The organism is Dokdonia sp. Asnod2-E02, from assembly GCF_045063915.1.
Lineage (GTDB): Bacteria > Bacteroidota > Bacteroidia > Flavobacteriales > Flavobacteriaceae > Dokdonia.
Genome location: NZ_JBEFNX010000005.1, coordinates 2,402,454 through 2,427,326 on the forward strand (window position 1 = coordinate 2,402,454; position 24,873 = coordinate 2,427,326).

The window sequence follows — 24,873 nt, forward strand, 5'->3', positions numbered from 1 at the left end:
TAAGTGAAATATTAAAGTTAAACCTTCAATCTTAATTTTAAAATGGTTACTACTTTTTGTAAACGTAAATCATTATCGGTATTTCCTTATGACATTAATTTACTCCACTGTGTTTACATTAGTTTTGCCAATAATCTGCATACCCAACAGCCTCTCCTATTAGCGTTCCAGTAGTGCACTCATTTACTTTGACGTTTACAAAATCACCTACTTTATAATCACCTTTAGGGAAAACGGCAACTACGTTTTGGTCATTGCGGCCGCTCCACTCGTCTTTATTCTTTTTAGACTCTTTTTCTATTAATACCTCTATGGTTTGATCTTGATATCTTAATAGATTTTTTCTTGAGATCTCACGCTGTAAGTCTATGACATCTTGCAATCTTCTTTTCTTAATTTCTAGAGGAATGTCATCTTCCATTTTACGTTCAGCAAGGGTTCCTGGGCGTTCAGAATAGTAAAACATAAAACCGTAGTCATACTTTACGTAGTCTATAAGATCTAGCGTGCCTTGATGATCTTCTTCGGTCTCTGTGGGGAAACCTGTTATCATATCTTGACTTATCCCAATGTCTGGAATAAGGTTTTTTATATTGTCTATAAGCGTTTTATACTCTGCTACCGTATGCTGGCGGTTCATAAGCTTGAGTATTCTGTCACTTCCAGATTGTACTGGTAGGTGTATGTAGTTACAGATGTTTTTATGGCTTGCCATCACTTCTATAACGTCTAGCGTCATATCTTGAGGGTTTGAGGTAGAGAAGCGTATTCTCATTTTAGGCTGTGCTCTGGCCACCATATCCATAAGCTGTGCAAAGTTTACCGCAGTAGCCTTTGCCATCTCACTGGCTTTGTCAAAATCTTTTTTGAGGCCACCGCCATACCATAGATAAGAATCTACGTTTTGACCTAGTAGGGTGATTTCTTTAAACCCTCTATTTGCTAGGTCTTGTACTTCTTCTAGTATCGACTGTGGGTCACGGCTGCGCTCACGCCCTCTTGTAAATGGTACCACGCAAAATGTGCACATATTATCACAACCACGTGTGATAGATACAAAAGCGGTAACTCCGTTAGTTTGTAATCGCACTGGTGAGATATCACCATACGTCTCTTCTTTAGAAAGGATAACGTTTACAGCATCACGTCCTTCTTCTACCTCACTTAGTAGGTTAGGAATGTCTTTATAGGCATCTGGACCTACAACGAGATCTACAATTTTTTCTTCTTCAAGAAATTTGCTTTTAAGACGCTCTGCCATACAGCCTAGCACACCCACCTTCATTGTAGGGTTTTGTTTGCGCTTTACGGCTTGGTATTTTTCGAGTCGCTTTCTTACAGTAACCTCTGCCTTCTCACGTATAGAACACGTGTTTACAAGCACGAGGTCTGCTTCTTCAAGATTTTGAGTGGTGTTATATCCTTCATTTGCAAGTATAGAAGCCACCACTTCACTATCTGCAAAGTTCATCTGGCAACCGTAACTTTCAATAAAAAGTTTTTTACTGTTCTCGAGTTTTCGCTCTAGTGTAAGCGCTTCCCCTTGTTTATGCTCGTCTATTATTTTTTCCATCTGCTTAATCGTCCTGAATACGTTGTCAAGGATTATGCAAAGATACAGTTAATAAAGAATTGTGACAAAGTGGCAGACGCTTAGAATTGACATAAATTCTCGTAATTTGTAGCAAAAATTAAAAAATTGCAACTCAAGCTACTCCCTATTTTAGTTTGTATACTCACGCATCAAGCTTGGTCTCAAGATATCGAGCCTGCTTCTAAGCAACTGTATACACAAGAGTTTTCTATACAACACGATAATGACTTTCTTTTTGCAATAGACCGTTATTATACCGCGGGAAGCTTTTTGAGATATAGTAGAAAGGTAGAACAGGATTTTATTTTTAAAAATACGCAAGAGGCGCCGTTACAATATGATGTCATAATAGGTCAAGAGACTTATACACCACGTGAGCTATTTGTAGAAAACTTTGACAGCTTAGAGCGACCTTATGCGGGCTATTTATTTGCAAGGTTTAATCTTACAAAAGCACAGAAAAATAGCTTGTATGCTGTGGGTCTTGAGATAGGTCTTGCTGGAGAGCAATCTGGAGCGCGTACCTTACAACTCAATTATCACAGCCTTATAGGAGCATTTATGCCCGTATGGTCTGGCCAGATTGCAAATAGTACACACATTAATCTTTATGGAAGTTATATAAAGGACTATGTAATATCTAATTCTAATCTGTTTAAAAACGCTGCACTACAATCTTCTGTGGCTATAGGTTCAAGAAGAATGTATGCACGTCAAGAAGCGCTTTTATACATAGGTGATAGGGCGCAAGTGAGTACCTCTAGTGCATATGGTCAAGTAGGAAACACAACAGAATTTTATGGTGTAGGCGGTGTAGGAGTTGAGTATGTAGTGCTTAACGCGCTTATAGAAGGTAACCCACTAGGTGATGGTTCTCCTTTTACCTTAACTGCAGTGCCAGTAGTTTTTTCTTTTAAGGCGGGAGGTGTCTATCGATCGCATCGCAACACCTACCGTATGATCTATAAATTTAGAACCAAAGAAACCAAAAGAGAGGGAAGAAGTCAGTACGTAACCTTTGAGTTTGCCAGACGATTTTAAACCCCCTTATTTTAGAGCGTTCATCTCTCTAAGTATAAACCAGTATTATTTATGACCCACACAGACTTACTCACCAAAATAAAAAATGCACCACACGTAGATTTTGGCAATCTCTTTGGAGAGTCTATCAACCTTTTCCAAAAAGTGTTCTTACAAGGGTTACTCTTGCAGATACTAACCGTAGCTATTTCTTACGGGATATCTATGCTTGTTATGTTGCCTTTTAGTCTAGGTGGAGCATTTATAGATTATAATGATATCAATAGTTATAGTGATGAGGAAGTAGGCATCGTGGCTATTATCACAATGTTTTTTTTATACCTAATAATTACCGTTGTAATGGCGGTGGTAAACTTTGCATTGCAAGCAGCGTTTTATAGAATCGTGCGTATGAAAGATAGAAACAAGCGCAGCGAGCTGGGTGTAGGCTTTGGGATGTTTATAAAAAAGCAGCATATAAAAAAGGTGCTCATCTTGTCTATGGCTCAAATAGGCATTGCCGTGGTAGCGATGTTATTTTTTATTATCCCCTTGTTTTTTGTGCTTGTGCCGTTGCAATTTGCCGTTATCATATTTGCCTTTAACCCAGAACTCTCTGTAAACGATATTTTAAAAGCTGCTTTTGCTATTGGAACAAAAAAGTGGGGAATCACCTTTGGAGCTTGTCTTATTATAGGTTTTCTTGCGCTTGTGGTAGGGGTGATGGCTTGTTTTGTAGGGGTGTATGCAACGATTTCAATTGTATACCTGCCGGCTTACTTGGTATATAAGGAAGTGGTAGGCTTTACCGAAGATGAAGACCTCATTGCTCAGATAGGTGTGTAGTGTGAGTGCGCTTTCGCGAAAGCGTAATAAGCCCTATTAAACCACAATTTACAAGGCTTTAAAAATGCATTTATTACAGAAATAACGGCCTTGCGGATTGCGATATAAATAAAACATCTACTTTTGTAATCTGAAAAAATAAAATGTATGGCAAAGAATCTCGTCATTGTGGAGTCACCTGCAAAGGCTAAAACGATAGAAAAATTTCTAGGCTCAGACTATAAAGTTGAGAGTAGTTTTGGACACATTGCAGACCTTCCCTCTAAGGAGTTAGGTGTTGATGTAGATGGAGATTTTACTCCAAAATATAAAGTCTCAGACGATAAGAAAAAGGTGGTGAGAAACCTTAAGTCTCTTGCAAATAAGGCAGAGATGGTGTGGCTCGCTAGTGATGAGGATCGTGAGGGAGAGGCTATAGCCTGGCACTTAGAACAAGAGCTTGGGTTAACACCAGACCGTACAAAACGTATTGTTTTTCACGAGATTACAAAGACGGCTATACTAAGGGCTATTGAGAACCCTCGTAAGATTGATTATGATCTTGTAAATGCACAACAAGCGCGTAGAGTGCTTGATAGATTAGTGGGGTATGAGCTCTCTCCAGTATTATGGAGAAAGGTAAAAGGAGGTCTTTCGGCGGGGCGTGTACAATCAGTTTCAGTAAGACTTATTGTAGAGCGTGAGCGTGAGGTTTTAGGTTTTGAGCCTAAAGCATCATATAGAGTAGATGCAGAGTTTACTACGCAAGATGGAAAATCTTTTAAAGCAAAACTTCCTAAAAATATAACTACCAAAAAAGAGGCGCAGGCTTTTCTTGAGAAAAACCTTAGTGCTACTTTTAAAGTAGATGCGCTTACTAAAAAGCCAGCAAAAAAATCACCAGCACCACCATTTACTACCTCTACCTTACAACAGGAAGCAAGTAGAAAACTGTACTTCTCTGTAAGTAAAACGATGACGATGGCACAGCGACTCTATGAAGCTGGGCATATTACATATATGAGAACAGATAGTGTAAACCTATCTAAAGATGCAAAGGCTGGAGCAGAGGCAGAGATTGTAGCTGCTTATGGTAAAGAGTTTCATAAAGAACGTAATTATAAAGGGAAGTCTAAGGGAGCACAAGAAGCTCACGAGGCGATACGTCCTACAGATTTCTCAAAGCATTCTGTAAATATGGACCGCGACCAGATACGTCTATATGAACTTATATGGAAACGTGCGATTGCCTCACAAATGAGCGAGGCACAACTAGAGCGCACAAATGTGCAAATAGCTTCTAGTGCGGGTACAGATAATTTTACAGCAAATGGGGAGATCTTAAAGTTTGAAGGTTTCTTAAAAGTATACCTAGAAGGTAGTGATGATGAAGATGTAGAAGAAACAGGTTTACTTCCTGATCTTAAAACAGGAGAGACATTACTTAATAAATACATTACCGCCACAGAGCGTTTTACAAGACCACCATACCGTTATACAGAAGCTTCTCTAGTGAAGAAACTTGAAGAGCTAGGTATAGGACGTCCATCTACATATGCACCTACTATTACGACTATCCAAAATCGTAAGTATGTAGAAAAAGGTACTGTAGAAGGGAAGGAGCGATCTTATGATGTACTTAGTCTTGAAAACAACGAGATAAAAGATAGAACTCTTACAGAAACTGTAGGGTCAGATAAAGGAAAGCTAGTTCCTACAGATGTAGGGATGGTCGTAAACGACTTCTTGGTTCAGCATTTTGAAAACATTCTTGATTATAACTTTACTGCAAAGGTCGAAGCAGATTTTGACGACATAGCAGAAGGAAAGCAGGAGTGGACTAAAATGATGAAAGATTTCTATAAAGACTTTCATCCTCACGTAAAAGATGTAGAAAAAAATGCAGAGCGTGAAGTAGGAGAGCGCATACTAGGTAAAGATCCAGAAACAGGTAAACCTGTGAGTGTGCGTCTAGGTAAATTTGGTCCTATGGTTCAGATAGGTTCTGTAGAGGATGATGAGAAGCCTCGATTTGCAAGTCTAGGCCCAGATCAAACGCTTAGTAACCTTACGTATGAGCAGGCAATGGACCTCTTTAAACTACCTAAAGATTTAGGGACTTTTGAAGAAGAGGAAGTGTCTGTAAATAATGGTCGTTTTGGACCATATGTTAAGTTTGGAAAAACATTTGTATCACTCCCTAAAGGACGTGACCCAATGGATGTAGATCTAGATGAGGCTATAGTGTACATCAAAGAAAAGCAAAAGGCAGATGCTCCTATATATACGTATGAGGACCTTCCGGTTCAAAAAGGTACAGGTCGTTTTGGTCCGTATATAAAATGGAACGGAATGTTTATAAACGTAAACAAGAAGTACGATTTTGATAACCTCTCTGATGAGGATATTGTAGAGCTTATAGAAGTCAAAAAGCAAAAGGAGATAGATAAAGTACTTCAGGATTTTCCAGAAGAAGGAATACGTGTAGAAAAAGCACGCTGGGGACGTTCTAATATTATAAAAGGTAAGCTCAAAATAGAGCTTAGTAAAGATATAGATGCAGCTGCCTTAAGTCTTGATGAGATAAAAGACTATATCGAGAAGAAAGCTCCAAAAAAGAAGGCTGCCAAAAAGAAGGCGCCAGCAAAAAAGAAAGCTCCGGCTAAGAAAAAAACCACAGCAAAAAAGAAATAACATATGGCATTTGAGGTGCTCCTCCCTATTCCAGATCTTGCGCTTGCACATATACAGCTGCAGCATCACCAGTCATTAGGTAATAACATAAGGCTGCACAGCGAGCAAGAAGGACTACCAGAATTAGAAGGGGTACGCATAGCTATAGTTTGCTTATGCGAAAAAAGAAGAGACCCCAATAATCTTTCAGACGGGCTCTCTTTTACAGAAGTGCGCCGAACATTTTATGAATTGTTTCCCGGAAACTGGCATACTACTATTGCAGATCTGGGAGATATAGACCCGGGCGCATCTGTAGATGATACGTACTTTGCAATACGCACACTTAATGAGTCTTTGTTTAAAAAAGGAATCATACCTATTTATATAGGAGGAAGTCAGGATCTAGTGTATCCTATTTATCGTTCTTACGATAAGCTAGATCAAATGGTTAATATCGTTAATGTAGATAGCCGTTTTGATCTAGGTGATGCCAGCCAGCCCATAAACAACAAGTCTTATGTGGGTAAAATTATTGTTACAGAGCCTTATAATTTATTTAATTACTCAAATATTGGGTATCAAACCTATTTTAATCCTCAAGAGGAAATAGATTTGATGGATAAGTTGTATTTTGACTCCTATAGACTAGGTAATGTTTCGGCAGCTATAAATATTACTGAGCCTGTTATGCGTGATGCAGATCTTGTAGCTATAGATCTTAATGCTATACGCAGTAGTGAGTTGAGTACACGACATAATAAAATGCCTAATGGCTTTGATGGAAAAGAGATTTGTACCATTGCAAGATATGCGGGCATAAGTGACCGTGTAAGTTCTTTTGGGATTTTTGAATACCATAATGATGCCCAAGAAGAAAAGGCTGCTATGCTAGTTGCACAGATGATGTGGTACTTTATAGAGGGTGTGAATTTTCGCGCAAGCGAAAATATGGATGTAGAAAAAGGTAATTTCCTTACCTACCAAGTGCCTATTGAAGATGAGGTGCTTACGTTTTATAAAAGTGAGAAAACAGCTCGATGGTGGATAGAAATACCATTTATTATGGGCTTGAATAATAAATTAAAAAGGCACACGTTATTACCTTGCACATACCAAGATTATCTGGACGCTTGTAACCAAAATATCCCCGAAAGATGGTTTAAAGCGAGAAAGAAAAACGAGGTTTGATTGTGTGTTTCAACGATGAAAAGATTATTTTTGGCGAATAAATTGTTTATTTCAAATAAAATAAATAGGTTTACGCCCTTAACTTAGAATACTTAACCTAATATCCTATGAAAAAGTATATTGCATTTATTGCGATAGTAGCTTTGCTGTCTAGTTGTGGCAAAGGCGATCGTGGAGAACTCGTTGGCGCTCAAGGCAAGCGATGGAATCCCGAAAAACCATTTGGTATGACTCTCGTTTCTGGAGGTGCATACATAATGGGTAAAAGTGATGATGACTTTGCTGCGGTAAACGATGCTCCTACTAAAACTGTTACGGTTCGTTCTTTTTATATGGATGAAACAGAAATCACAAACGCCGAATATAGGCAGTTTGTAGAGTGGGTTAAAGACTCTACTGTACGTACAAAACTTGCTATACTGGCAGATGAGCTTGGAGAGACTCCAGGAGCTGGTGATGGTGCGAGTATAGGTGATTTTGCATTTAGTGATGCAGATCCAGAAAATATGACGCCATACGAGCAATATATGTACGATAACTATTATGGGTTAGGCGAGACTGGCTTTGAAGGTCGTAAACTTAATAAGGATATAGATATCATATGGGATACTGCAGAGTATCCAGATGAGTATTATGCTGAGGTGATGGATACAATGTATATCCCGCTAGAAGAGGCTTATAATGGACAGCGCACCATAGACGTAGATAAACTTAACTTCCGTTACACATACTTAGACATACAAGCTGCCGCAAAGAAGAACGGTGGTCGTCGTAAAGATCACATTAAGACAGAGGTTGTTCCGGTTTACCCTGATACGACTGTATGGATTAAGGATTTTGCATACTCTTACAATGAGCCTATGCACAATGATTACTTCTGGCACGATGCTTACGGAGAGTATCCTGTTGTAGGTGTTACTTGGATGCAAGCAAAAGCATTTTGTGAGTGGAGAACAATGTATAAGAACTCTTACCAAAAATCAAAAAAGAGACAATTTGTAAATCGTTTTAGACTTCCTGGTGAAGCAGAGTGGGAATATGCTGCTCGTGGCGGACTGGAAAGTGGTGATTACCCTTGGGGTGGACCATATGCAAAAAATGATAGAGGATGCTTCTTAGCAAACTTTAAACCTTTAAGAGGAGATTATGGTGCAGACCAAGCGCTATATACTGTAGAGGCAGATGCTTACGAACCTAACGACTACAACCTGTACAATATGGCAGGTAACGTGTCTGAGTGGGTAGCTTCTTCTTATGATCCAGCTTCTTATGAATATATGTCTACTATTAACCCTAACGTAAACGATAAGGACAACCGTCGTAAAGTTATACGTGGTGGTTCTTGGAAAGACGTTGCTTACTTCCTACAGGTAAGCTCACGTGATTATGAGTATCAAGACTCTGCACGTAGTTATATCGGTTTTAGAACCGTACAGGATTTTATGGGAATTGATGAGAAAATCAACCTTAGAAAACCGAAGAAATAACTAATATTATTTACCCAAATTATATTATTCAATTACTTAACTAAATTAACTTAACTAAACTAAAAAATTTTATTAGTCATGGCAAAATCTAAAACTGGAAAGAAATTAATGAATATGGTCTACGGACTAGGAGCGGCAGTTGTAATTATTGGTGCTTTATTTAAAATAATGCACTGGCCTTGGGGTAATGAGATGCTTATTGTAGGTCTTGTTACAGAGGCAGTAGTATTCGCAATTTCTGCATTTGAACCAGTAGATGACGAACTTGATTGGGCTCTAGTATATCCAGAACTAGCAGGCGGAGCAGGCGGATCTAAGAAAAAAGCTGCAGCTCCTGTAGATGCAGAAGCACAATTATCTAAAAAATTAGATAATATGCTTAAAGAAGCAAAAATCGATTCTGAACTTATGTCTAGCTTAGGTGCAAGCATAAGAGGTTTTGAAGGAGCGGCAAAAGAAATAGCGCCTACTGCAGATGCAATGAGCTCTACTAAAAAATACTCTGAAGAGATGGCACTAGCTGCTGCTCAAATGGAATCTTTAAATAGCCTTTATAAAGTGCAGGTTGAGTCTTCTAGCCGTCAGGCAGAAATCAATGAGCAAGTAACTGCAAACGCAGGAAAACTTAAAGAGCAAATGGAAAGCCTTGCAACAAACCTTTCTTCACTGAATGGTGTGTATGGAGGAATGCTTTCTGCTATGAACAAAAACTAATTCTAGTTGTTTTTACAATTAACTAACTAACAGCTAAAATTAAAAACAATGGCAGGAGGAAAACAAAGCCCAAGGCAGAAGATGATTAACCTGATGTATCTAGTGTTTATAGCGATGCTAGCACTTAATATGTCTAAGGAGGTACTATCGGCTTTTGGATCGATAAATGAAAAATTTGATCGTTCTAATACTACGTTTGAAACTAAGAATAATCTTGCACTAGCAGATCTTTCTAAGAAAGCAAACGAAAATGAAGAGTTCAAAGCAGCTGCAGCAACAGCTCAGTCTGCAAAGCAACTAGGAGATGCATACTTTACTTATCTAGCTTCAGAGAAAGATGCGCTACTTGCAGAAGTAGAAGATAAGACAGATTATGAAGCGATGGATAAGTCTAACTTTCTAGATGAGCGCTTCTATAAAGGAGGAAAAATCACACCAGAAGGGCAAACTTTTCTTGATGAGATGGCAAAGTACCGTGACGGTATGGTGAAGCTCGCAGGAGACAATAAAGCACTAGTTGCTCAAATCAATGAAGATTTTAGTACAAGTGATGTCGTAGATGGAGAAGGTGTAGAAAAAGATTATATCTCTTACAATTTTGTAGGGTTTCCATCTGTTTCTTCATTAACTAAGATGTCTCAATTACAAAATGATATCAAGGTTGTAGAAAATGAGCTTTTAACAAAGCTACTTTCTGGTAATCTTAAGGAGCTTGCTTCTTTAGATAATTACGAGACTGTAATGACTACTTCAAAAGGTGCTTATTACACAGGGTCAACATTTGATGGTGTTCTTTCTTTAGGTCGTGTAGACGCTTCTACAAAACCTTCTAGAGTTGAGCTTAAGCTTGATGGAAGAGCTATACCTTCAGATAAGATTTCTTATGATGGTGGTAAACTAGTATTAGGAGTAAACACTGGTGGAGTAGGTGATCACAAAATCACAGGTACATTATTTTACCCTCAAGACGGTAAAGAAATAGAGGTTGCTGTAGAGCAGGCTTTTACAACAATAAACAAACCTAACTCTGCAACAATAGCTGCAGATAAGATGAATGTTGTATACCGTGGTGTAGATAACCCTATGACGATATCATTTGCTGGTGTTGCAGATAATGCTGTTACAGCATCTGGAGCAGGTCTTTCTAAAAGATCAGGAAGCAAGTATAATATGAAACCTTCACAAGGTAGAGAGGTGACTATTAACGTTACAGCAAAGTTACCAGATGGTGGTGGAACTGTTTCTGATAAAGCTGTTTTCCGTATTAAAGATATCCCACGTCCAGTAGGAGCTTTAGGAGGAGATGACGGTGGTAACCTTAAGAAACCTCGTAACACAGTAGGTGCTGCGCCTATTAATGCAGTACTTCCAGATTTTGACTTTGACCTTAACTTAAGAGTTAATAGTTTCAAGTTTAGAGCTGGTGATCAAGCTACTGTTGCTGTACAAGGAAACAAGCTTAATGCTGCTGCAAAGTCCGCTCTTAAAAGAGCAAAGAGAGGATCTTCAGTACAGATATTTGATATTAAAGCAAGTATACCAGGTAACTCTATAAGATTGAAGACGGTGTCTCCAATTATCATTGAGCTATCAAACTAAAATAAATTTTATTATGAGTCTTAAACGTTTAATTTTTGTTGCACTAGGTCTTTTAATGGCTGTACCTGCATTTGCACAAGGAAACATCCTTAATGCAAAGACGCCAGACGAAATGTTTGAAGTAACCGAAGAGCAAAAAGCAAAAGATAATGACAAACCATTACCATATGGTTACGTTGAAAAACGTGATGTACTATGGGCAAAAAATACGTGGGAAGTTATTGATCTTGATGAGCGCGTTAACTTTCCTTTATATTACCCTATTGATACGGTAAATATGGGGTCAGATCGTCGTTCACTTTTTGATGTTCTTGTAAAGAACATTAAAAACGGTAAAATTGATGCGATATATAGAGACTCATATTTTACAGAAAAGATTCAGCTAGAAGACCTTTCTGCGGCAATGGTAAAGATCGATACTTCAGATGAAGGATACGATCAGTTTAACGCAGGAGAGTCTATCTCAGATTATAACATTGAGCGTACAGAGATTACATCTTATGATATTAATGCATATCACGTACGTGGGTACTGGTATATAGATAAGCGTCAAGGTGAGTTAAAGTACCGTCTATTGGGTATCGCACCAGTATCTGGTGATGTAAACTTTTTAGATGATTCTAGTGCGGCAGATATTGAGCTCTTCTGGATATGGTTTCCAGGAGCAAGAGAGGTATTGCATAATGCAAAAGCCTTTAACCGCAAGAATACCTCATTACCCATATCATTTGACCATCTACTCAATAGTAGACGATTTAATGCTACAATTTATAAAGAAGACAATGTACAAGGAGACCGTAAGGTTAAAGAGTACATAAGTGACAATGCAATGATGCAGTTACTTGAGTCTAATCGTATTAAAGAAGGCATACGTGATATAGAGCAAGATCTCTGGAATTACTAGCGTTATTCTTAAATAAGCTTATAAAGGTCATCAAAACACAGTTTTGATGACCTTTTTTTATGAGTGTCTATTAATACTATTCTCATCATCTATTGCTGTATTTTTGCAACGTGATGAAAGTAGATTATATAATTGTGGGACTGGGTCTAGCTGGCATTGCTTTTTGTGAGCAATGTATAAAGGCTGGAAAAACATTTATAGTTTTTGATAAGGGTGTAGAAGGAGCAAGCAGGGTAGCTGCTGGCTTATATAATCCTGTTATTTTAAAACGATACTCCCTCCCTTGGAAAGCGGTAGAGCAGTTTGATATTGCTATTCCCTATTTTCAGAATCTAGAAGCAAAGCTTGATACGCAGTTTATGTACCCTATGGCTGTGAGAAAAGTATTTCACTCGGTAGAAGATCAAAATAATTGGTTTGCTGCAAGTGATAAGCAGGGGCTTGAGCGTTTTGTAAAAACGCCTCTTGTAAAGGCAGAGAGTGAGTTTATAGATGCACCATATAACTATGGAGAAGTTGCAGAGACTGGGCGTATAGCCATTACCACATTACAAGAGCACTATGAAAAATATCTAGAAGAGATGTCCGCTTTCGCGAAAGCGGAATTCAACTACACACAGCTCACACTTACAGATACCGGAGTACAGTATAAAGATTATGAAGCAAATCACATAGTCTTTGCCGAAGGATATGGTATCAAGCAGAACCCTTATTTTAACAAATTACCTTTAGTAGGAAACAAAGGTGAGTACATCATTATAAAGGCTCCAAAATTAAAGCTGACTGCCGCTATCAAAACATCATTTTTTGTAGTGCCGCTAGGTGAGGATTTATATAAAGTAGGAGCAACGTACAACTGGACAGATAAGGACTGGGAGAGCACAAAAGACGCTCGAGAAGAGCTCGAAGATAAATTTAGAACTCTTATTACCGTGCCCTACGAGGTAGTAAGTGAACAAGCAGGTGTGCGTCCCACTACAGGAGATAGGAGGCCGCTTTTAGGAACCCACCCTAAGTTCAAGCAGCTTGCGGTACTTAACGGGCTAGGTACTCGCGGCATAATGGCGGGACCTATGCTGGCACACTATTTATTTGAATTTATAGAAAACAATATTCCACTTCCAGAGGAGGTAGATATAATGAGATTTCCAAAAAAGCTGGAGATATAGGTAGTAGTTTAGTACGCTTTCGCGAAAGCGTCATCTTACTTACTTACTTACTAGTTGATCTTTACTAGGGTCATATTTCATAAAGAAATTGATCCATATATTGCGAGAAAGTCGCATAATCACAGGCATAAATACAATCATTGTACCTACAATGGCAATAAATGTATTAACCAGGTTAGCCTCAAAAAAGAAATAGGTAATCACAAAAGCTGCTGTTGCAAAAGCAATCCCTACGGGATAACTCACATACATAGCACCATAAAAGAAAGAAGGTTCTATCTTATATTTTGTGTCACAGTGAGAGCAGCGCTCGTGCATTTTGAGCGTCTCAGATAAGATATAAGGATTTGAGTTTTTGTACATAGACTCGTTTTGACACACAGGGCACTTTCCTGTAAGAATACTGTTGAGTTTACTGCCTTTTAGAATTCCCATAATCTCCTTAGTTTTTAACTACAAATTTAAGCATCTTTGCACGGTTAGTACATACCAAATAATAACTTTTACTTATTACTCTATGCTCAATATTCACAACCTTTCTGTCTCTTTTCAAGGCGAATATTTGTTTGAAGAAATCACCTTTAGACTTAATAATGGTGATCGGGTAGGACTGGTAGGTAAAAACGGTGCTGGTAAGTCTACAATGCTACGTATCATTTCTGGCGAGCAGCAATATGATACGGGATCTATAGCTATAGAGAAGGAGATAAGCATAGGTTTCTTAAAGCAAGACATAGATTTTATAGAAGGACGTACCGTGCTTGAGGAGTCTTATGAGGCTTTTAAAGAAATAAAAAAACTAGAGAGTCAACTTGCACATATTAATGAGCAACTAGCGACACGCACAGACTACGAGAGCGAGAGCTATAACCAGCTTATGATAGATATAAACGACGTGCAACACCAGTATGAAGTGCACGGCGGGTATAGTTATAAAGGTGAGACAGAGCGCATATTGCAAGGCCTAGGTTTTAAGCGTGAGGATTTTGATAAGCTTACAGACACCTTTTCTGGAGGGTGGCGTATGCGTATAGAGCTAGCTAAGCTTTTACTACAAAATCACGATATATTACTGCTAGATGAGCCTACAAACCACTTAGATATAGAATCTATTATCTGGCTTGAGAGCTTCTTGCGAGGGTATACTGGGGCTGTGGTGATTGTATCTCACGATAAGATGTTTTTAGATAACGTGACTAACCGTACTATTGAGATTTCGCTAGGTCGCATTTATGATTATCCGAAGCCGTATACACAGTACCTTGTGCTTCGTTCGGAAATAAGAGAGCAGCAACTGGCTTCACAAAAAAACCAGCAGAAACAAATTGAGCAGACAGAAAAGCTTATTGAGAAGTTTAGAGCAAAAGCTTCAAAGGCTACAATGGCACAGTCGCTCATAAAAAAGTTAGATAAAATAGATCGCATTGAGGTAGATGAAGATGATAATAGTGTGATGACGCTTAAATTTCCTGTATCTGTAACGCCTGGTAAGGTTGTGGTAGAGGCAGAGGAGGTTGCAAAAAGTTATGGAGATAAAAACGTTTTACAAGGTATAGACTTGCTGGTAGAGCGTGATACTAAGACCGCCTTTGTAGGGCAAAATGGCCAAGGTAAATCTACGCTAGCAAAAATTATAGTGGGTGAGCTTGAGCATCAAGGGAAGGTAAAGCTAGGGCATAATGTACAGATAGGGTACTTTGCTCAAAACCAAGCCGAATATCTTGACGGTTCAAAAACTGTAGAGGACACGATGATAGATGCTGCAGATGAGAAAACAAGACCACGTGTACGAGATATATTAGGCTCTTTTCTCTTTAGGGGAGAGGAGGTAGATAAGTATGTGCGCGTACTCTCTGGAGGTGAGCGCAACAGGCTAGCACTTGCTAAGCTTATGTTGCAACCTTTTAACGTGCTTGTGATGGATGAACCTACAAACCACCTAGACATTAAGTCAAAAAATGTACTTAAAGATAGTCTCAAGCAGTTTGAAGGGACTCTTATAGTCGTATCTCACGACCGTGATTTTCTACAAGGTCTTACAGATAGGGTTTATGAGTTTAAAGATCATCGTATAAGAGAGTATCTGGGAGACATAGATTATTACCTAGAGCAGCGAGAAGTGGCAAACTTGAGAGAGGTAGAAAAGCGTGATGTTGTAAAAAAAGAAGCGCCTGTAAAGAGCACAAAAAAATCTTACGAAGACCAAAAAAAGCTCAAATCTCTTAATAATAGACTCAGTAAAGTAGAGTCTAATATTAATAAAATAGAACGCGAGATCAAGGAGCTAGATGTAGCCCTCGCGACTAACTATGATGAGACGGTTGCAGATCCAGCGTTTTTTGACAACTACAACGGCAAGAAAAAGAAGCTAGACGGCTTTATGGAAGACTGGGAGAAAATCACAGAGGAGCTAGATGCGTTAAACTAGTATTTTTACGCTTTCGCGAAAGCGTAATACCACTCAACAATAATTAAGAAACCAACAGTACAAGTTGGTTTTTTCTTTTTAACACAAACAATGTGTCGTTTTGTAGGTAATACCGGACGTTCAGGCTTTTAATTTAAGACATCCTTAACAGCGGTGGTCGGGCTCTGTGGTTAGATTTGCACTACTGGTACTCAAGCCATCAAAACAACCAAAATAGTATAGATGCGTAAAATCATCCTCTCTCTGTTAGGAGTCCTGCTCATAATTGGAGCTTTTTTTGCTTCAAAAGCAATTGTAGCAAGTAATCAACGTACAAGGCCTAAGCCTAAAAAAGTAATTAAAACCGTCTTTGTAGAAGATGCTGTAAATGGGGTCGTACCTATAGAAATTTCGGCAAACGGAAATCTCGTTGCTCAAAGAAGGCTAGAAATATTTTCTGAAGTGCAGGGCGTGCTTCAAAAAGGAAGTAAGCTTTTTAAGCCAGGACAAGAGTATAGAAAAGGACAAACATTACTTAGTCTTAATAGCTCTGAGTACTACGCAAGTGTGCAATCTCAAAAAAGTGCACTGTATGACCAGATCACTTCTATAATGCCTGACTTACGTCTTGATTATCCAGAAGCCTACCCAAAATGGCAAGCCTATCTCAATAACTTTGACGTTAGTAAAGCTACTCCACCTTTACCAGAAATCACATCAGAAAAAGAAGGTTATTTTATTTCTGGAAGAAATATACAAACGGCTTATTTTAATGTAAAAAACTTAGAGCAACGTCTAGGTAAGTATAGAATTACAGCGCCATTTACTGGAGTACTTACAGAAGCTTTAGTAACAGAAGGGACACTTGTAAGATCTGGTCAAAAGCTAGGTGAGTTTATAGATACAAACTTGTACGAGCTTGAAGTTGCGATAAGTAAGAATTATGCAGATTTGTTAAAAGTCAATAATGAAGTAGCGCTCTCTACTATAGACGGTCAAGAAACTTACACGGGTAAAGTAACTCGAGTAAATGGGAATATAGATCAAGCGTCACAGACCATAAATGCTTATATAGAAGTTAAAGGAGAAGGTCTGAGAGAAGGCGTGTATCTTGAAGCCGTGCTTCAAGCTAAAGAAGAGCAAGAGGCGATAGCTTTACCTAGAGGGTTGTTGCAACCCAATAATGAGCTTTTTATGGTGCGTGATTCAATTCTTGATGTTATAAAGGTAAATCCCGTATATTTTTCTGATAAGGAGGTGATTGTAAAGGGAATACCAGAAGGAACAAAGATTGTAAGTAAGCCAGTACCTGGCGCATATGCTGGAATGCTTGTAAAGATCTATTCAGATAAGGAATCATCACAAGAAGAAGCAGAGTAGGATGCGTAAAGTAATAGAATATTTTATCAAATATCACGTAGCTGTAAACGTGATTGTATTAATGTTTGTAGTCTTTGGAATTTACGGAGCATTATCACTCAACTCATCATTTTTTCCACTTGTAGACTCTAAGAATATAAGTATAAGTGTTATATACCCAGGAGCTTCTCCACAAGAAGTAGAAGAAGGTATTGTGCTTAAAATAGAAGATAACCTTAAAGGATTAGATGGAGTTGAGCGCGTAACATCTACTTCTAGAGAAAACAGTGGTAGCATTAATGTAGAGATAGAAAAAGGGAAGGATATTGATTTTATGCTTCTTGAAGTAAAGAATGCTGTAGATCGTGTGCCTTCATTTCCTTCTGGTATGGAGCCTCTTGTAGTGGCAAAGGTTGAAGCAATAAGGCAAACTATATCTTTTTCTATAAGCGGAGAAAACGTATCGCTTGAGACTTTAAAACAAATAGGACGCCAGGTAGAAAATGACCTGCGTGGCATAGATGGTATTTCTCAAATAGCAGTATCTGGATATCCTGAAGAAGAAATTGAGATAGCTGTAAATGAAAACAGTTTGCTGGCTTACGACTTGTCTTTTGCAGATGTATCTCAGGCAGTGAGCTCTTCAAACATATTAACAACAGGAGGGTCTATAAAAACAGAGGCAGAAGAGTATCTTATAAGAGCAAATAATAGAGCTTACTACGGTGACGAGCTGTCTAATGTCATTGTGAGGTCAAATGCTAATGGAAGAACCATACGTCTTAAAGATGTTGCAGAGGTAAGAGACCGTTTTTCTGAAACGCCTAATGCAAATTACTTTAATGGAAATCTTGCTGTAAATGTGACCATAACATCTACAAATACAGAAGACCTTATAGGCGCCGCAGAAAAGGCAAAAGAATATATAGAAGACTTTAATGCAAAGTATAACAATGTACAGCTAGCTGTTGTAAGTGACTTATCTATAACGCTTGTACAACGTACAGCATTACTTACAGAAAATGCCGTTGTAGGGATGCTCTTGGTGCTATTGTTCCTATCAGTATTTTTAAATACACGACTAGCATTCTGGGTAGCCTTTGGGCTTCCCGTGGCATTCTTAGGGATGTTTATGCTTGCAGGTTATTTTAATGTGACGATTAATGTATTATCGTTATTTGGGATGATTATCGTGATAGGTATTCTGGTAGATGACGGTATTGTCATAGCAGAAAATATCTATCAACATTATGAACGTGGTAAAACCCCTATACAAGCTGCTGTAGATGGTACAATGGAGGTATTGCCTCCTATTCTTTCGGCAATAACTACAACGATTCTCGCTTTTGGTATTTTCTTATTTTTAGATGGAAGAATAGGTGAATTTTTTGGAGAGGTTTCGGTTATAGTAATGCTTACGTTGCTTGTTTCTCTAGTAGAGGCCCTCATTATACTGCCAGCTCACCTTGCACACTCTAAGGCATTGCGAGCACAAAGCAATAAGCCAAAAAAGGGAATGGCAAAGCTATTCTCAAAACTGCGCTATATAAATGAGTTTGGAGATCGTATTATGGTCTGGTTACGTGATCGCGTGTACAGCCCAGTACTAAGATTTGCACTCGACTACAAGTTCTTGATGTTTTCATTTTTTATTGCATTTATTTTACTCACCTCTGGGAGTTTTGAGGCGGGTATTATACGTGGAGCGTTTTTCCCGCGTGTTGCAAGTGATAATGTGAGAATAAGTCTTGAGATGCCTAATGGTACAAATGCGGCTATCACAGACAGTATTATCTCTATGATAGAAGAAAAGGTTGTAGAGACAAATAAAGAGCTAACTGAAAAGTATAAAAATGAGATAGATGGACCTATGTTTGAGAATATTATCAAAAACATTGGGCCAGGGACATCTACAGCTTCTTTAAGTATAAATATGCTTCCGGGAGAAGAAAGACCTAACGAGGTTACTTCTATCATAGTAGGTAATATGATACAAGAGAAGGTAGGTCCTGTAATAGGTAAAGAAAGCCTTGTGTATGGAGGCGGAGGTAACTTTGGAGGAAGTCCCGTTGCAGTTTCTTTATTAGGAAACAATATAGCCGAACTTAAAGCAGCAAAGGCTGAGCTTAAGCAATCACTAGAGACCAACCCTGTATTAAAAGATATAACAGATAATGACCCTGCGGGTATTAAAGAAATTAGATTAGAGCTCAACGAGTCTGCATACTCACTGGGGCTCAATTTACAGACCGTAATGGCACAAGTGCGAGCAGGATTCTTTGGGGCACAAGCGCAGCGCTTTCAGAGAGGTCAAGATGAGATAAGAGTATGGGTGCGTTATGATCGGGATAATAGATCATCTATATCTAATCTAGATGATATGCGTATCACTACGCCATCTGGAGCAAAGGTGCCTCTCAATGAGATAGCATCTTACACTATTGAGCGTGGTGATGTGGCAGTAAACCACCTTGAGGGTAGAAGGGAGATACAAATACTTGCAGATCTCAAAAACCCAAAAGAAGTAAGTGCCACAGATGTAATGACAGATTTGCGTACTAACGTGATGCCAGAGATACTATCTAAGTATCCTACAGTAACACCATCATACGAAGGTCAAAACAGAGAGGCAGGTAAACTTACAGACTCACTTATACCTGTAGGCCTTACGGTGCTATTACTTATTTATATAGTGATTGCATTTACCTTTAGAAGTTATAGTCAGCCATTGATGTTATTGCTTCTTATACCATTGAGTTTGCCAGCAGTAGCCTGGGGACACTGGATACACGATTTCCCCCTTAACATACTATCTATGCTTGGTATTATAGCCTTGATAGGGATTATGGTAAACGATGGCCTGGTGCTTATAGGTAAGTTTAATACTAACCTAAGAGAAGGTATGACCTTTGAGGATGCTATTTTTGATGCTGGTCGTTCTAGATTTAGAGCTATCTTTCTTACCTCAATCACAACTATTGCTGGTCTTGCACCGCTTATTTTTGAAGAGAGTAGACAAGCACAGTTCTTGATCCCAATGGCAATATCTATTGCATACGGGATAGGCTTTGCAACGGTACTTACGCTTGTAATGCTTCCTATCTTTTTATCATTTAGCAACTGGGTAAAGACCACTACAGATATGTTACAGAAGGGAAGAAAGACAGCTAGAGAAAATCAAGAGAGAGCCGTAAAGGAAATGGAAGAAGAGCACGAGAATGACAACCAAGAGCTTCAAGTTGCCTTTAAGCCTAAAACAGATATAGCGTAAAATGAATTTGTATAAAAATCATACACCGCGAGAAATTGTTGCCGTGCTAGAGCATAGCGACAAGCTTACTTATGAAGCAAAACTCAACTTGCTAGATACAATTAGAAAGCAATCTATAGATGTTTCTACAGAAAAGCTGGAAGAGCAAATTGCCCAAAAAGAAGCGGCCATCGCAAATCTTGAAAACCTCGATGAACTAGGCTTTCATTATGAAGAAAACACAACCACAGGAGAGATTGTAGTAAAGCGCACCTCCAAAGCAAAAATTATGGATATCATATCCATAGTACTAGGTGTGTTACTGTCACTTGTAGGGCTTATAGCTTTCTGGCTACTCGTTGCAATTTTTACAGGCGATAACGAGTTTGGACTTGATAAGTTGTTTACGTATGTGTTAATGATTACTGCTGGACTTGTAGGTTTTAAAATGCTATCAGGTATAGAGCGTTTTTTAGATTTTAATAGCTTTTTGCTTACTAAATCTGGAGGTGAAGTAACTATAAAAAAAGGAGGACTACCTGGAGCTCAAACTTACCTTAGTAGCCAGCTCGGGATTGAAGAAGAAGAAGGAGAACTCGTTTTTCATATAAATGATATTGAGTTCATAAGAGCAAATCAAGACAACCTAGTGCAAAGACTTACACTAGAAACATTATTACTTAAAATGACTGCAAACAGATGATACAATCTTTTATAAAAAGTATAGTTGCTATGGTGTTGTTATTCGCTTTCGCGAAAGCGTATGCACAAGACCTCCCAGCACAATTACTCACAAAAGAAGAGGCCGTGCAGATAATGCTTGAGAATAACTTTGGGATACTACTCGCAAATAATCAAGTCGCCATAGCTGAAAACAATAAAAGTATCTTAAATAGTGGCTACTTGCCATCCCTCACAGGTAATGCAGGTGTAAATTATAGTATAGATGATCAAGAGGCTACCTTTCAAGATGGTAATGTAAGCGCTGTAGATGGGGCAGAAACCACAAGATATAATGCTTCTATTAATCTTAACTATACCTTGTTTGATGGGTTAGGTAGGTACTATAATTATAAAACATTAAAAGAGCAGTATGGCTTATCACAGCTGCAAGCACGAGAGACCATAGAGAATGTAATGTTGCAGCTATTTTCTGTGTATTATGAAGTGGCTCGTATTGAAGAAAACTTAGCTGTTTTAGAAACCGCTTTAGATATTTCAAAAGCAAGAGAGGTACGTGCGCAATATCAATTTGATTATGGACAAGTAAATAAGTTAGAGGTGCTCAATGCACAAGTAGATATTGTGACTGATAGTACAAACATTCTTACTACCAGACAGCAGTTACGTAACGCACAGCGAGATCTTAACGTAGTCCTCGCTAGAGAGCTGGAAGACTTAAAAAGTGCAGATACTACCGTTACTTTTATAAACCCGCTAGAAGTAGAGCGCTTTATAAGTGAGGGTATCACAAATAATGTATCTATTCTTCAAGCAGAGCAAAATATTACGATAAGTGATTATCAAATTAAACAAGCTAAATCTTTGCTTTTACCTACCATAGGTCTTACAGGTAGTTACGGCTGGACAGAGGGTAATTTTCCTGCTACAAATTTTCTTGCCTCAAGCACCTCTACAGGTTTTCAAACAGGTGCAACCCTGCAGTGGAATTTATTTGATGGCGGCAGCTCTATCATAGGAGTAAAGAATGCAAAAATCTTTTTAGAAAATCAAAAGTATACCCAAGAGCAACTAAGGCAGCAGGTACTGGGAGACATTGCAAATGCAAAGGGAGATTATCTCAATGCCCTTAAAATCTATGAGCTTCAAGAGCAAAATGTAAGTACAAGTCAGGCTAACTTTGATCGATCAGAAGAGCGATTTAAGCTAGGTCAGGTAAGTAGCGTAGAGTTTAGACAGGCACAACTTAACTTGCTCAATGCACAAACCACTAAGAATGCTGCAAAGTATACAGCAAAGCTGGCAGAAATACAGTTACTACAGCTCACGGGGCAACTTCTTAATGTGAAGTTGTAGGAGGTAATTCCGCTTTCGCGAAAGCGCAACAAAAACTACACTATGTTTGAACATTTTTTTCAATGTCCATACTGTTGGGAAGAGGTGTCTATGCTTTTAGACCCATCTGTAAGTACGGTTTATGTAGAAGATTGTGAAGTGTGTTGTAATCCTATAGAGGTACGCACTACTTTTGAAGAGCAAGAACTTGTAGGTTTTGAGGCTCGTGATATTGAACAATAAGCCGTTTCTGGTCTCTATTTTGTACATCTTAAGGTAGTATTTGAGATTTAAATACAGTACTACCTACTCTCAATTAAATATATTGTTACAGATATGCCTGTCTATGTGATGGTTGCAAATAATTAAAAAAATATCCTACATTTTCCTTTTATATATGACAAAAACGGTTGTATATTTGCACTCCAATTAACGCAGTACTGATGGCCTAATCAAGAAACGTGTTACTGGAACATACATCGCGGGATAGAGCAGTAGGCAGCTCGTCGGGCTCATAACCCGAAGGTCACTGGTTCGAGTCCAGTTCCCGCTACTAAGTAAAAAGTCTCAATCACAAGTTGAGACTTTTTTTATGCACTAATTTTGTGTCTAATGTCCCTATAAATTATACTATATGAAAATTGTTGTACTATCTCAAAACCCTAACTTATACTCTACAAAACGAATTGTAGAAGCTGGTCAAAAAAAAGGTCACGAGATGATTATTATAGATCACACTAAGTGTAATCTCGTGATTGAAAAAAAGAATCCGACTATAGTATACAAAGGAGAAGAGATTAGGGATATAGATGGGATCATACCTAGAATAGGTGCTTCTGTAACATTTTTTGGGACTGCTGTTGTGAGACAGTTTGAGATGATGAAGGTGTTTTCTGCCACAGAGTCACAAGCCCTTGTGAGATCTAGAGATAAATTAAGAAGCTTGCAAATTCTTTCTAGAGCTGGTCTTGGCTTGCCTAAAACAGTGTTTACAAACTACTCAAAAGATGTGAGTCAGGTTGTAGATGGGGTAGGAGGTGCGCCACTTGTTATAAAATTACTTGAAGGTACTCAAGGGCTTGGTGTTGTGCTGGCAGATAATAAAAATAGTGCAGAGTCCATCTTAGAAGCTTTTAACGGGTTACAGGCTAGAGTGATTGCTCAAGAGTTTATAGAAGAAGCTGGAGGTGCAGATATACGTGTTTTTGTAGTAGATGGGGCTGTGGTAGGCGCAATGAAAAGGCAAGGAAAAGAAGGTGAGTTTAGGTCTAACTTACACCGTGGTGGTAGTGCAAATGTAATAGAGCTTACAGACGAAGAAGAAAATGCAGCCTTAAAGGCCGCAAAAGCAATGGGGCTAGGTATCGCCGGGGTTGATTTATTGCAGTCATCTAGAGGGCCTTTAATTCTCGAGGTAAACTCATCACCAGGATTAGAAGGTATAGAAAGAGCTACGGGAACAGATATTGCAACCCACATTATTAAGTATGTAGAGAGAAATGCCTAAGCTGCCTCTCTTGAATTAAAATTATAATATTAAAATTAAAGTGTTTATTTATGGAAATTAATCCTACCGAAATTATCGGTTATCTAGCCAGTTTATTTGTGCTGTTGTCATTTTTATTTAAAGATATACGTACACTACGTATTGTAAACTCAGTGGGTTGTGCATTTTTTGTGGTGTATGGAGTATTGTTGTCAAGTATACCGGTAATCGTAACTAATGTTGCGATATTACTAATAAATGCATACTATCTTTTTATAAAAAAGAATGTAAATTAAGGGGTTGAGTAGGAGTTTTCTCTCCTTTTGGACTTGATTATCAATATTTTATACTTGTGTAGTACAAGTATTTATGGGTAAATCTTGTATAATATGGTGAGTTACATTACATTCGCCAAAATTTGAAATACTGTATGAAATTAATGGAAGAAGCGGTGGCTTTTGAGAATGCTTCAATGAGCAATATGTCCACCAGTGATCGCGTTGCAGCTTCAAGAGAAGCAAAACGCCTCATTCTTGCACTGAATGAGATTTTTAAAGAGACAAAGGATTCTGAAATAATGGATACAATGAAGCGTCTCACAGAAAAGAAAAAGAAGATTGAAAAACGCTTGAAGGGTAGACCTGATAGTATGTAAAATAAAAGAGACCTCACTTGTGACGGTCTCTTTTTTATTTATACCATAGTCATATATATATGCAGCCAGATAATTTTACAAACGAGTTTTTTGGGATAGGAATCCAGAATGGAAAAACTCCAGAAAACTTAGGAGTGCTCTGGCGTTCTGCTCAAAACCTAGGTGCTAGTTTCATTTTTACCATAGGCAACCGCTATGCAAAGCAAGCTAGTGATACACACAATGCTGTAAGTGCGATGCCTTATTATCACTATGATAATTTTGATGACTTTTTTAATCACTTACCTAAAGGAGCTCGCATTGTTGGCGTAGAGCTAGATGAGCGTGCACAATCGCTAGAGACTTTTGAGCACCCTAGGCGCTGTGTTTATTTACTAGGAGCAGAAGATCACGGCCTCACACGTGAGGCGATAGATAGATCTCACTTTCTTGTAAAATTCTCTTCTACCCTAAGCCTTAATGTTGCAGTAGCTGGGAGCATCGTGCTATATGACAGAGGGCTGGCAAAATCTAGATCGTAATTA

General features: G+C 38.4%; 21 protein-coding genes and 1 tRNA gene. 20 read left to right on the forward strand and 2 right to left on the reverse strand.

Annotated features, from left to right (window positions below):
- Positions 1–118: 118 nt before the first annotated feature.
- On the reverse strand, positions 119–1,573 hold the full coding sequence (gene miaB, locus ACJJVM_RS10890) for a tRNA (N6-isopentenyl adenosine(37)-C2)-methylthiotransferase MiaB (RefSeq protein WP_405211690.1): 1,455 nt from the start codon (positions 1,571–1,573) through the stop codon (positions 119–121).
- Positions 1,574–1,699: 126 nt separating this feature from the next.
- Between miaB and ACJJVM_RS10895 the strand changes: the two genes are divergently transcribed.
- The 9 genes from ACJJVM_RS10895 (at position 1,700) to ACJJVM_RS10935 (ending at position 13,176) form a co-directional block, all read left to right on the forward strand.
- Positions 1,700–2,635 (forward strand): lipid A-modifier LpxR family protein, encoded by a 936-nt coding sequence (locus tag ACJJVM_RS10895; protein WP_405211691.1) that lies wholly within the window; start codon positions 1,700–1,702, stop codon positions 2,633–2,635.
- A 51-nt stretch (positions 2,636–2,686) separates the two neighbouring features.
- Positions 2,687–3,460: a hypothetical protein gene (locus tag ACJJVM_RS10900; RefSeq protein ID WP_405211692.1), complete on the forward strand. Its 774-nt coding sequence runs from the start codon at positions 2,687–2,689 to the stop codon at positions 3,458–3,460.
- Between the two features lie 147 nt (positions 3,461–3,607).
- On the forward strand, positions 3,608–6,133 hold the full coding sequence (topA, locus tag ACJJVM_RS10905) for a type I DNA topoisomerase (RefSeq protein ID WP_299149932.1): 2,526 nt from the start codon (positions 3,608–3,610) through the stop codon (positions 6,131–6,133).
- 3 nt (positions 6,134–6,136) lie between these two features.
- A complete protein-coding gene (locus ACJJVM_RS10910; protein ID WP_405211693.1) occupies positions 6,137–7,303 on the forward strand; it encodes a formimidoylglutamase in 1,167 nt (388 codons plus the stop codon).
- A gap of 107 nt (positions 7,304–7,410) precedes the next feature.
- On the forward strand, positions 7,411–8,790 hold the full coding sequence (gene gldK, locus ACJJVM_RS10915) for a gliding motility lipoprotein GldK (protein ID WP_298347606.1): 1,380 nt from the start codon (positions 7,411–7,413) through the stop codon (positions 8,788–8,790).
- Between the two features lie 78 nt (positions 8,791–8,868).
- On the forward strand, positions 8,869–9,504 hold the full coding sequence (gene gldL / locus ACJJVM_RS10920; protein ID WP_405211694.1) for a gliding motility protein GldL: 636 nt from the start codon (positions 8,869–8,871) through the stop codon (positions 9,502–9,504).
- Between the two features lie 48 nt (positions 9,505–9,552).
- On the forward strand, positions 9,553–11,103 hold the full coding sequence (gene gldM / locus ACJJVM_RS10925) for a gliding motility protein GldM (protein WP_298347610.1): 1,551 nt from the start codon (positions 9,553–9,555) through the stop codon (positions 11,101–11,103).
- A gap of 13 nt (positions 11,104–11,116) precedes the next feature.
- Positions 11,117–12,007, forward strand: a complete 891-nt coding sequence (gene gldN, locus ACJJVM_RS10930; protein WP_298347612.1) for a gliding motility protein GldN — start codon at positions 11,117–11,119, stop codon at positions 12,005–12,007.
- 113 nt (positions 12,008–12,120) lie between these two features.
- Positions 12,121–13,176, forward strand: a complete 1,056-nt coding sequence (locus ACJJVM_RS10935) for an NAD(P)/FAD-dependent oxidoreductase (RefSeq protein ID WP_405211695.1) — start codon at positions 12,121–12,123, stop codon at positions 13,174–13,176.
- 39 nt (positions 13,177–13,215) lie between these two features.
- Here ACJJVM_RS10935 and ACJJVM_RS10940 read toward each other — a convergent pair whose 3' ends face one another.
- On the reverse strand, positions 13,216–13,611 hold the full coding sequence (locus tag ACJJVM_RS10940; protein ID WP_298347615.1) for a DUF983 domain-containing protein: 396 nt from the start codon (positions 13,609–13,611) through the stop codon (positions 13,216–13,218).
- Positions 13,612–13,693: 82 nt separating this feature from the next.
- On the opposite strand from ACJJVM_RS10940, the gene ACJJVM_RS10945 reads away from it, so the two are divergent.
- From ACJJVM_RS10945 to ACJJVM_RS10995, 11 genes are all read left to right on the forward strand, one after another.
- Entirely contained in the window at positions 13,694–15,604 is a 1,911-nt protein-coding gene (locus tag ACJJVM_RS10945; protein WP_298347617.1) for an ABC-F family ATP-binding cassette domain-containing protein, read from the forward strand.
- Positions 15,605–15,826: 222 nt separating this feature from the next.
- Positions 15,827–16,963, forward strand: coding sequence for an efflux RND transporter periplasmic adaptor subunit (locus tag ACJJVM_RS10950; protein ID WP_299149918.1), 1,137 nt, complete (start codon positions 15,827–15,829; stop codon positions 16,961–16,963).
- A gap of 1 nt (position 16,964) precedes the next feature.
- The gene (locus ACJJVM_RS10955; RefSeq protein ID WP_299149915.1) at positions 16,965–20,213 is read left to right on the forward strand and encodes an efflux RND transporter permease subunit; all 3,249 of its coding nucleotides are present in this window, start codon (positions 16,965–16,967) and stop codon (positions 20,211–20,213) included.
- Between the two features lies 1 nt (position 20,214).
- Positions 20,215–20,895 (forward strand): hypothetical protein, encoded by a 681-nt coding sequence (locus ACJJVM_RS10960; protein ID WP_405211696.1) that lies wholly within the window; start codon positions 20,215–20,217, stop codon positions 20,893–20,895.
- On the forward strand, positions 20,892–22,229 hold the full coding sequence (locus tag ACJJVM_RS10965) for a TolC family protein (RefSeq protein WP_298347626.1): 1,338 nt from the start codon (positions 20,892–20,894) through the stop codon (positions 22,227–22,229). Before ACJJVM_RS10960 ends, ACJJVM_RS10965 begins: the two co-directional genes overlap by 4 nt.
- Before the next feature lie 42 nt (positions 22,230–22,271).
- Positions 22,272–22,451: a CPXCG motif-containing cysteine-rich protein gene (locus ACJJVM_RS10970; RefSeq protein WP_298347628.1), complete on the forward strand. Its 180-nt coding sequence runs from the start codon at positions 22,272–22,274 to the stop codon at positions 22,449–22,451.
- Positions 22,452–22,688: 237 nt separating this feature from the next.
- Positions 22,689–22,761 (forward strand) — tRNA-Met (locus tag ACJJVM_RS10975).
- An 81-nt stretch (positions 22,762–22,842) separates the two neighbouring features.
- Positions 22,843–23,715 (forward strand): 30S ribosomal protein S6--L-glutamate ligase, encoded by an 873-nt coding sequence (rimK, locus tag ACJJVM_RS10980; protein WP_298347630.1) that lies wholly within the window; start codon positions 22,843–22,845, stop codon positions 23,713–23,715.
- Positions 23,716–23,765: 50 nt separating this feature from the next.
- The gene (locus ACJJVM_RS10985; RefSeq protein ID WP_298347632.1) at positions 23,766–23,990 is read left to right on the forward strand and encodes a YgjV family protein; all 225 of its coding nucleotides are present in this window, start codon (positions 23,766–23,768) and stop codon (positions 23,988–23,990) included.
- A gap of 134 nt (positions 23,991–24,124) precedes the next feature.
- Positions 24,125–24,349, forward strand: coding sequence for a hypothetical protein (locus tag ACJJVM_RS10990; protein WP_298347634.1), 225 nt, complete (start codon positions 24,125–24,127; stop codon positions 24,347–24,349).
- 59 nt (positions 24,350–24,408) lie between these two features.
- Positions 24,409–24,870, forward strand: a complete 462-nt coding sequence (locus ACJJVM_RS10995) for an RNA methyltransferase (protein ID WP_405211697.1) — start codon at positions 24,409–24,411, stop codon at positions 24,868–24,870.
- The last annotated feature ends 3 nt before the right edge of the window (positions 24,871–24,873 follow it).

Excerpts from the sequence above, each read along its gene's own strand:
- ACJJVM_RS10970 (WP_298347628.1), top strand. The coding sequence starts at position 22,272 with ATGTTTGAACATTTTTTTCAATGTCCATACTGTTGGGAAGAGGTGTCT.
- ACJJVM_RS10955 (WP_299149915.1), top strand. The coding sequence starts at position 16,965 with ATGCGTAAAGTAATAGAATATTTTATCAAATATCACGTAGCTGTAAAC.
- ACJJVM_RS10910 (WP_405211693.1), top strand. The coding sequence starts at position 6,137 with ATGGCATTTGAGGTGCTCCTCCCTATTCCAGATCTTGCGCTTGCACAT.
- ACJJVM_RS10985 (WP_298347632.1), top strand. The coding sequence starts at position 23,766 with ATGGAAATTAATCCTACCGAAATTATCGGTTATCTAGCCAGTTTATTT.
- ACJJVM_RS10990 (WP_298347634.1), top strand. The coding sequence starts at position 24,125 with ATGAAATTAATGGAAGAAGCGGTGGCTTTTGAGAATGCTTCAATGAGC.
- gldN (WP_298347612.1), top strand. The coding sequence starts at position 11,117 with ATGAGTCTTAAACGTTTAATTTTTGTTGCACTAGGTCTTTTAATGGCT.
- ACJJVM_RS10995 (WP_405211697.1), top strand. The coding sequence starts at position 24,409 with ATGCAGCCAGATAATTTTACAAACGAGTTTTTTGGGATAGGAATCCAG.
- miaB (WP_405211690.1), bottom strand. The coding sequence starts at position 1,573 with ATGGAAAAAATAATAGACGAGCATAAACAAGGGGAAGCGCTTACACTA.
- gldL (WP_405211694.1), top strand. The coding sequence starts at position 8,869 with ATGGCAAAATCTAAAACTGGAAAGAAATTAATGAATATGGTCTACGGA.
- ACJJVM_RS10935 (WP_405211695.1), top strand. The coding sequence starts at position 12,121 with ATGAAAGTAGATTATATAATTGTGGGACTGGGTCTAGCTGGCATTGCT.
- gldM (WP_298347610.1), top strand. The coding sequence starts at position 9,553 with ATGGCAGGAGGAAAACAAAGCCCAAGGCAGAAGATGATTAACCTGATG.
- topA (WP_299149932.1), top strand. The coding sequence starts at position 3,608 with ATGGCAAAGAATCTCGTCATTGTGGAGTCACCTGCAAAGGCTAAAACG.
- ACJJVM_RS10950 (WP_299149918.1), top strand. The coding sequence starts at position 15,827 with ATGCGTAAAATCATCCTCTCTCTGTTAGGAGTCCTGCTCATAATTGGA.
- ACJJVM_RS10945 (WP_298347617.1), top strand. The coding sequence starts at position 13,694 with ATGCTCAATATTCACAACCTTTCTGTCTCTTTTCAAGGCGAATATTTG.
- ACJJVM_RS10900 (WP_405211692.1), top strand. The coding sequence starts at position 2,687 with ATGACCCACACAGACTTACTCACCAAAATAAAAAATGCACCACACGTA.
- ACJJVM_RS10960 (WP_405211696.1), top strand. The coding sequence starts at position 20,215 with ATGAATTTGTATAAAAATCATACACCGCGAGAAATTGTTGCCGTGCTA.
- ACJJVM_RS10965 (WP_298347626.1), top strand. The coding sequence starts at position 20,892 with ATGATACAATCTTTTATAAAAAGTATAGTTGCTATGGTGTTGTTATTC.
- ACJJVM_RS10940 (WP_298347615.1), bottom strand. The coding sequence starts at position 13,611 with ATGGGAATTCTAAAAGGCAGTAAACTCAACAGTATTCTTACAGGAAAG.
- rimK (WP_298347630.1), top strand. The coding sequence starts at position 22,843 with ATGAAAATTGTTGTACTATCTCAAAACCCTAACTTATACTCTACAAAA.
- gldK (WP_298347606.1), top strand. The coding sequence starts at position 7,411 with ATGAAAAAGTATATTGCATTTATTGCGATAGTAGCTTTGCTGTCTAGT.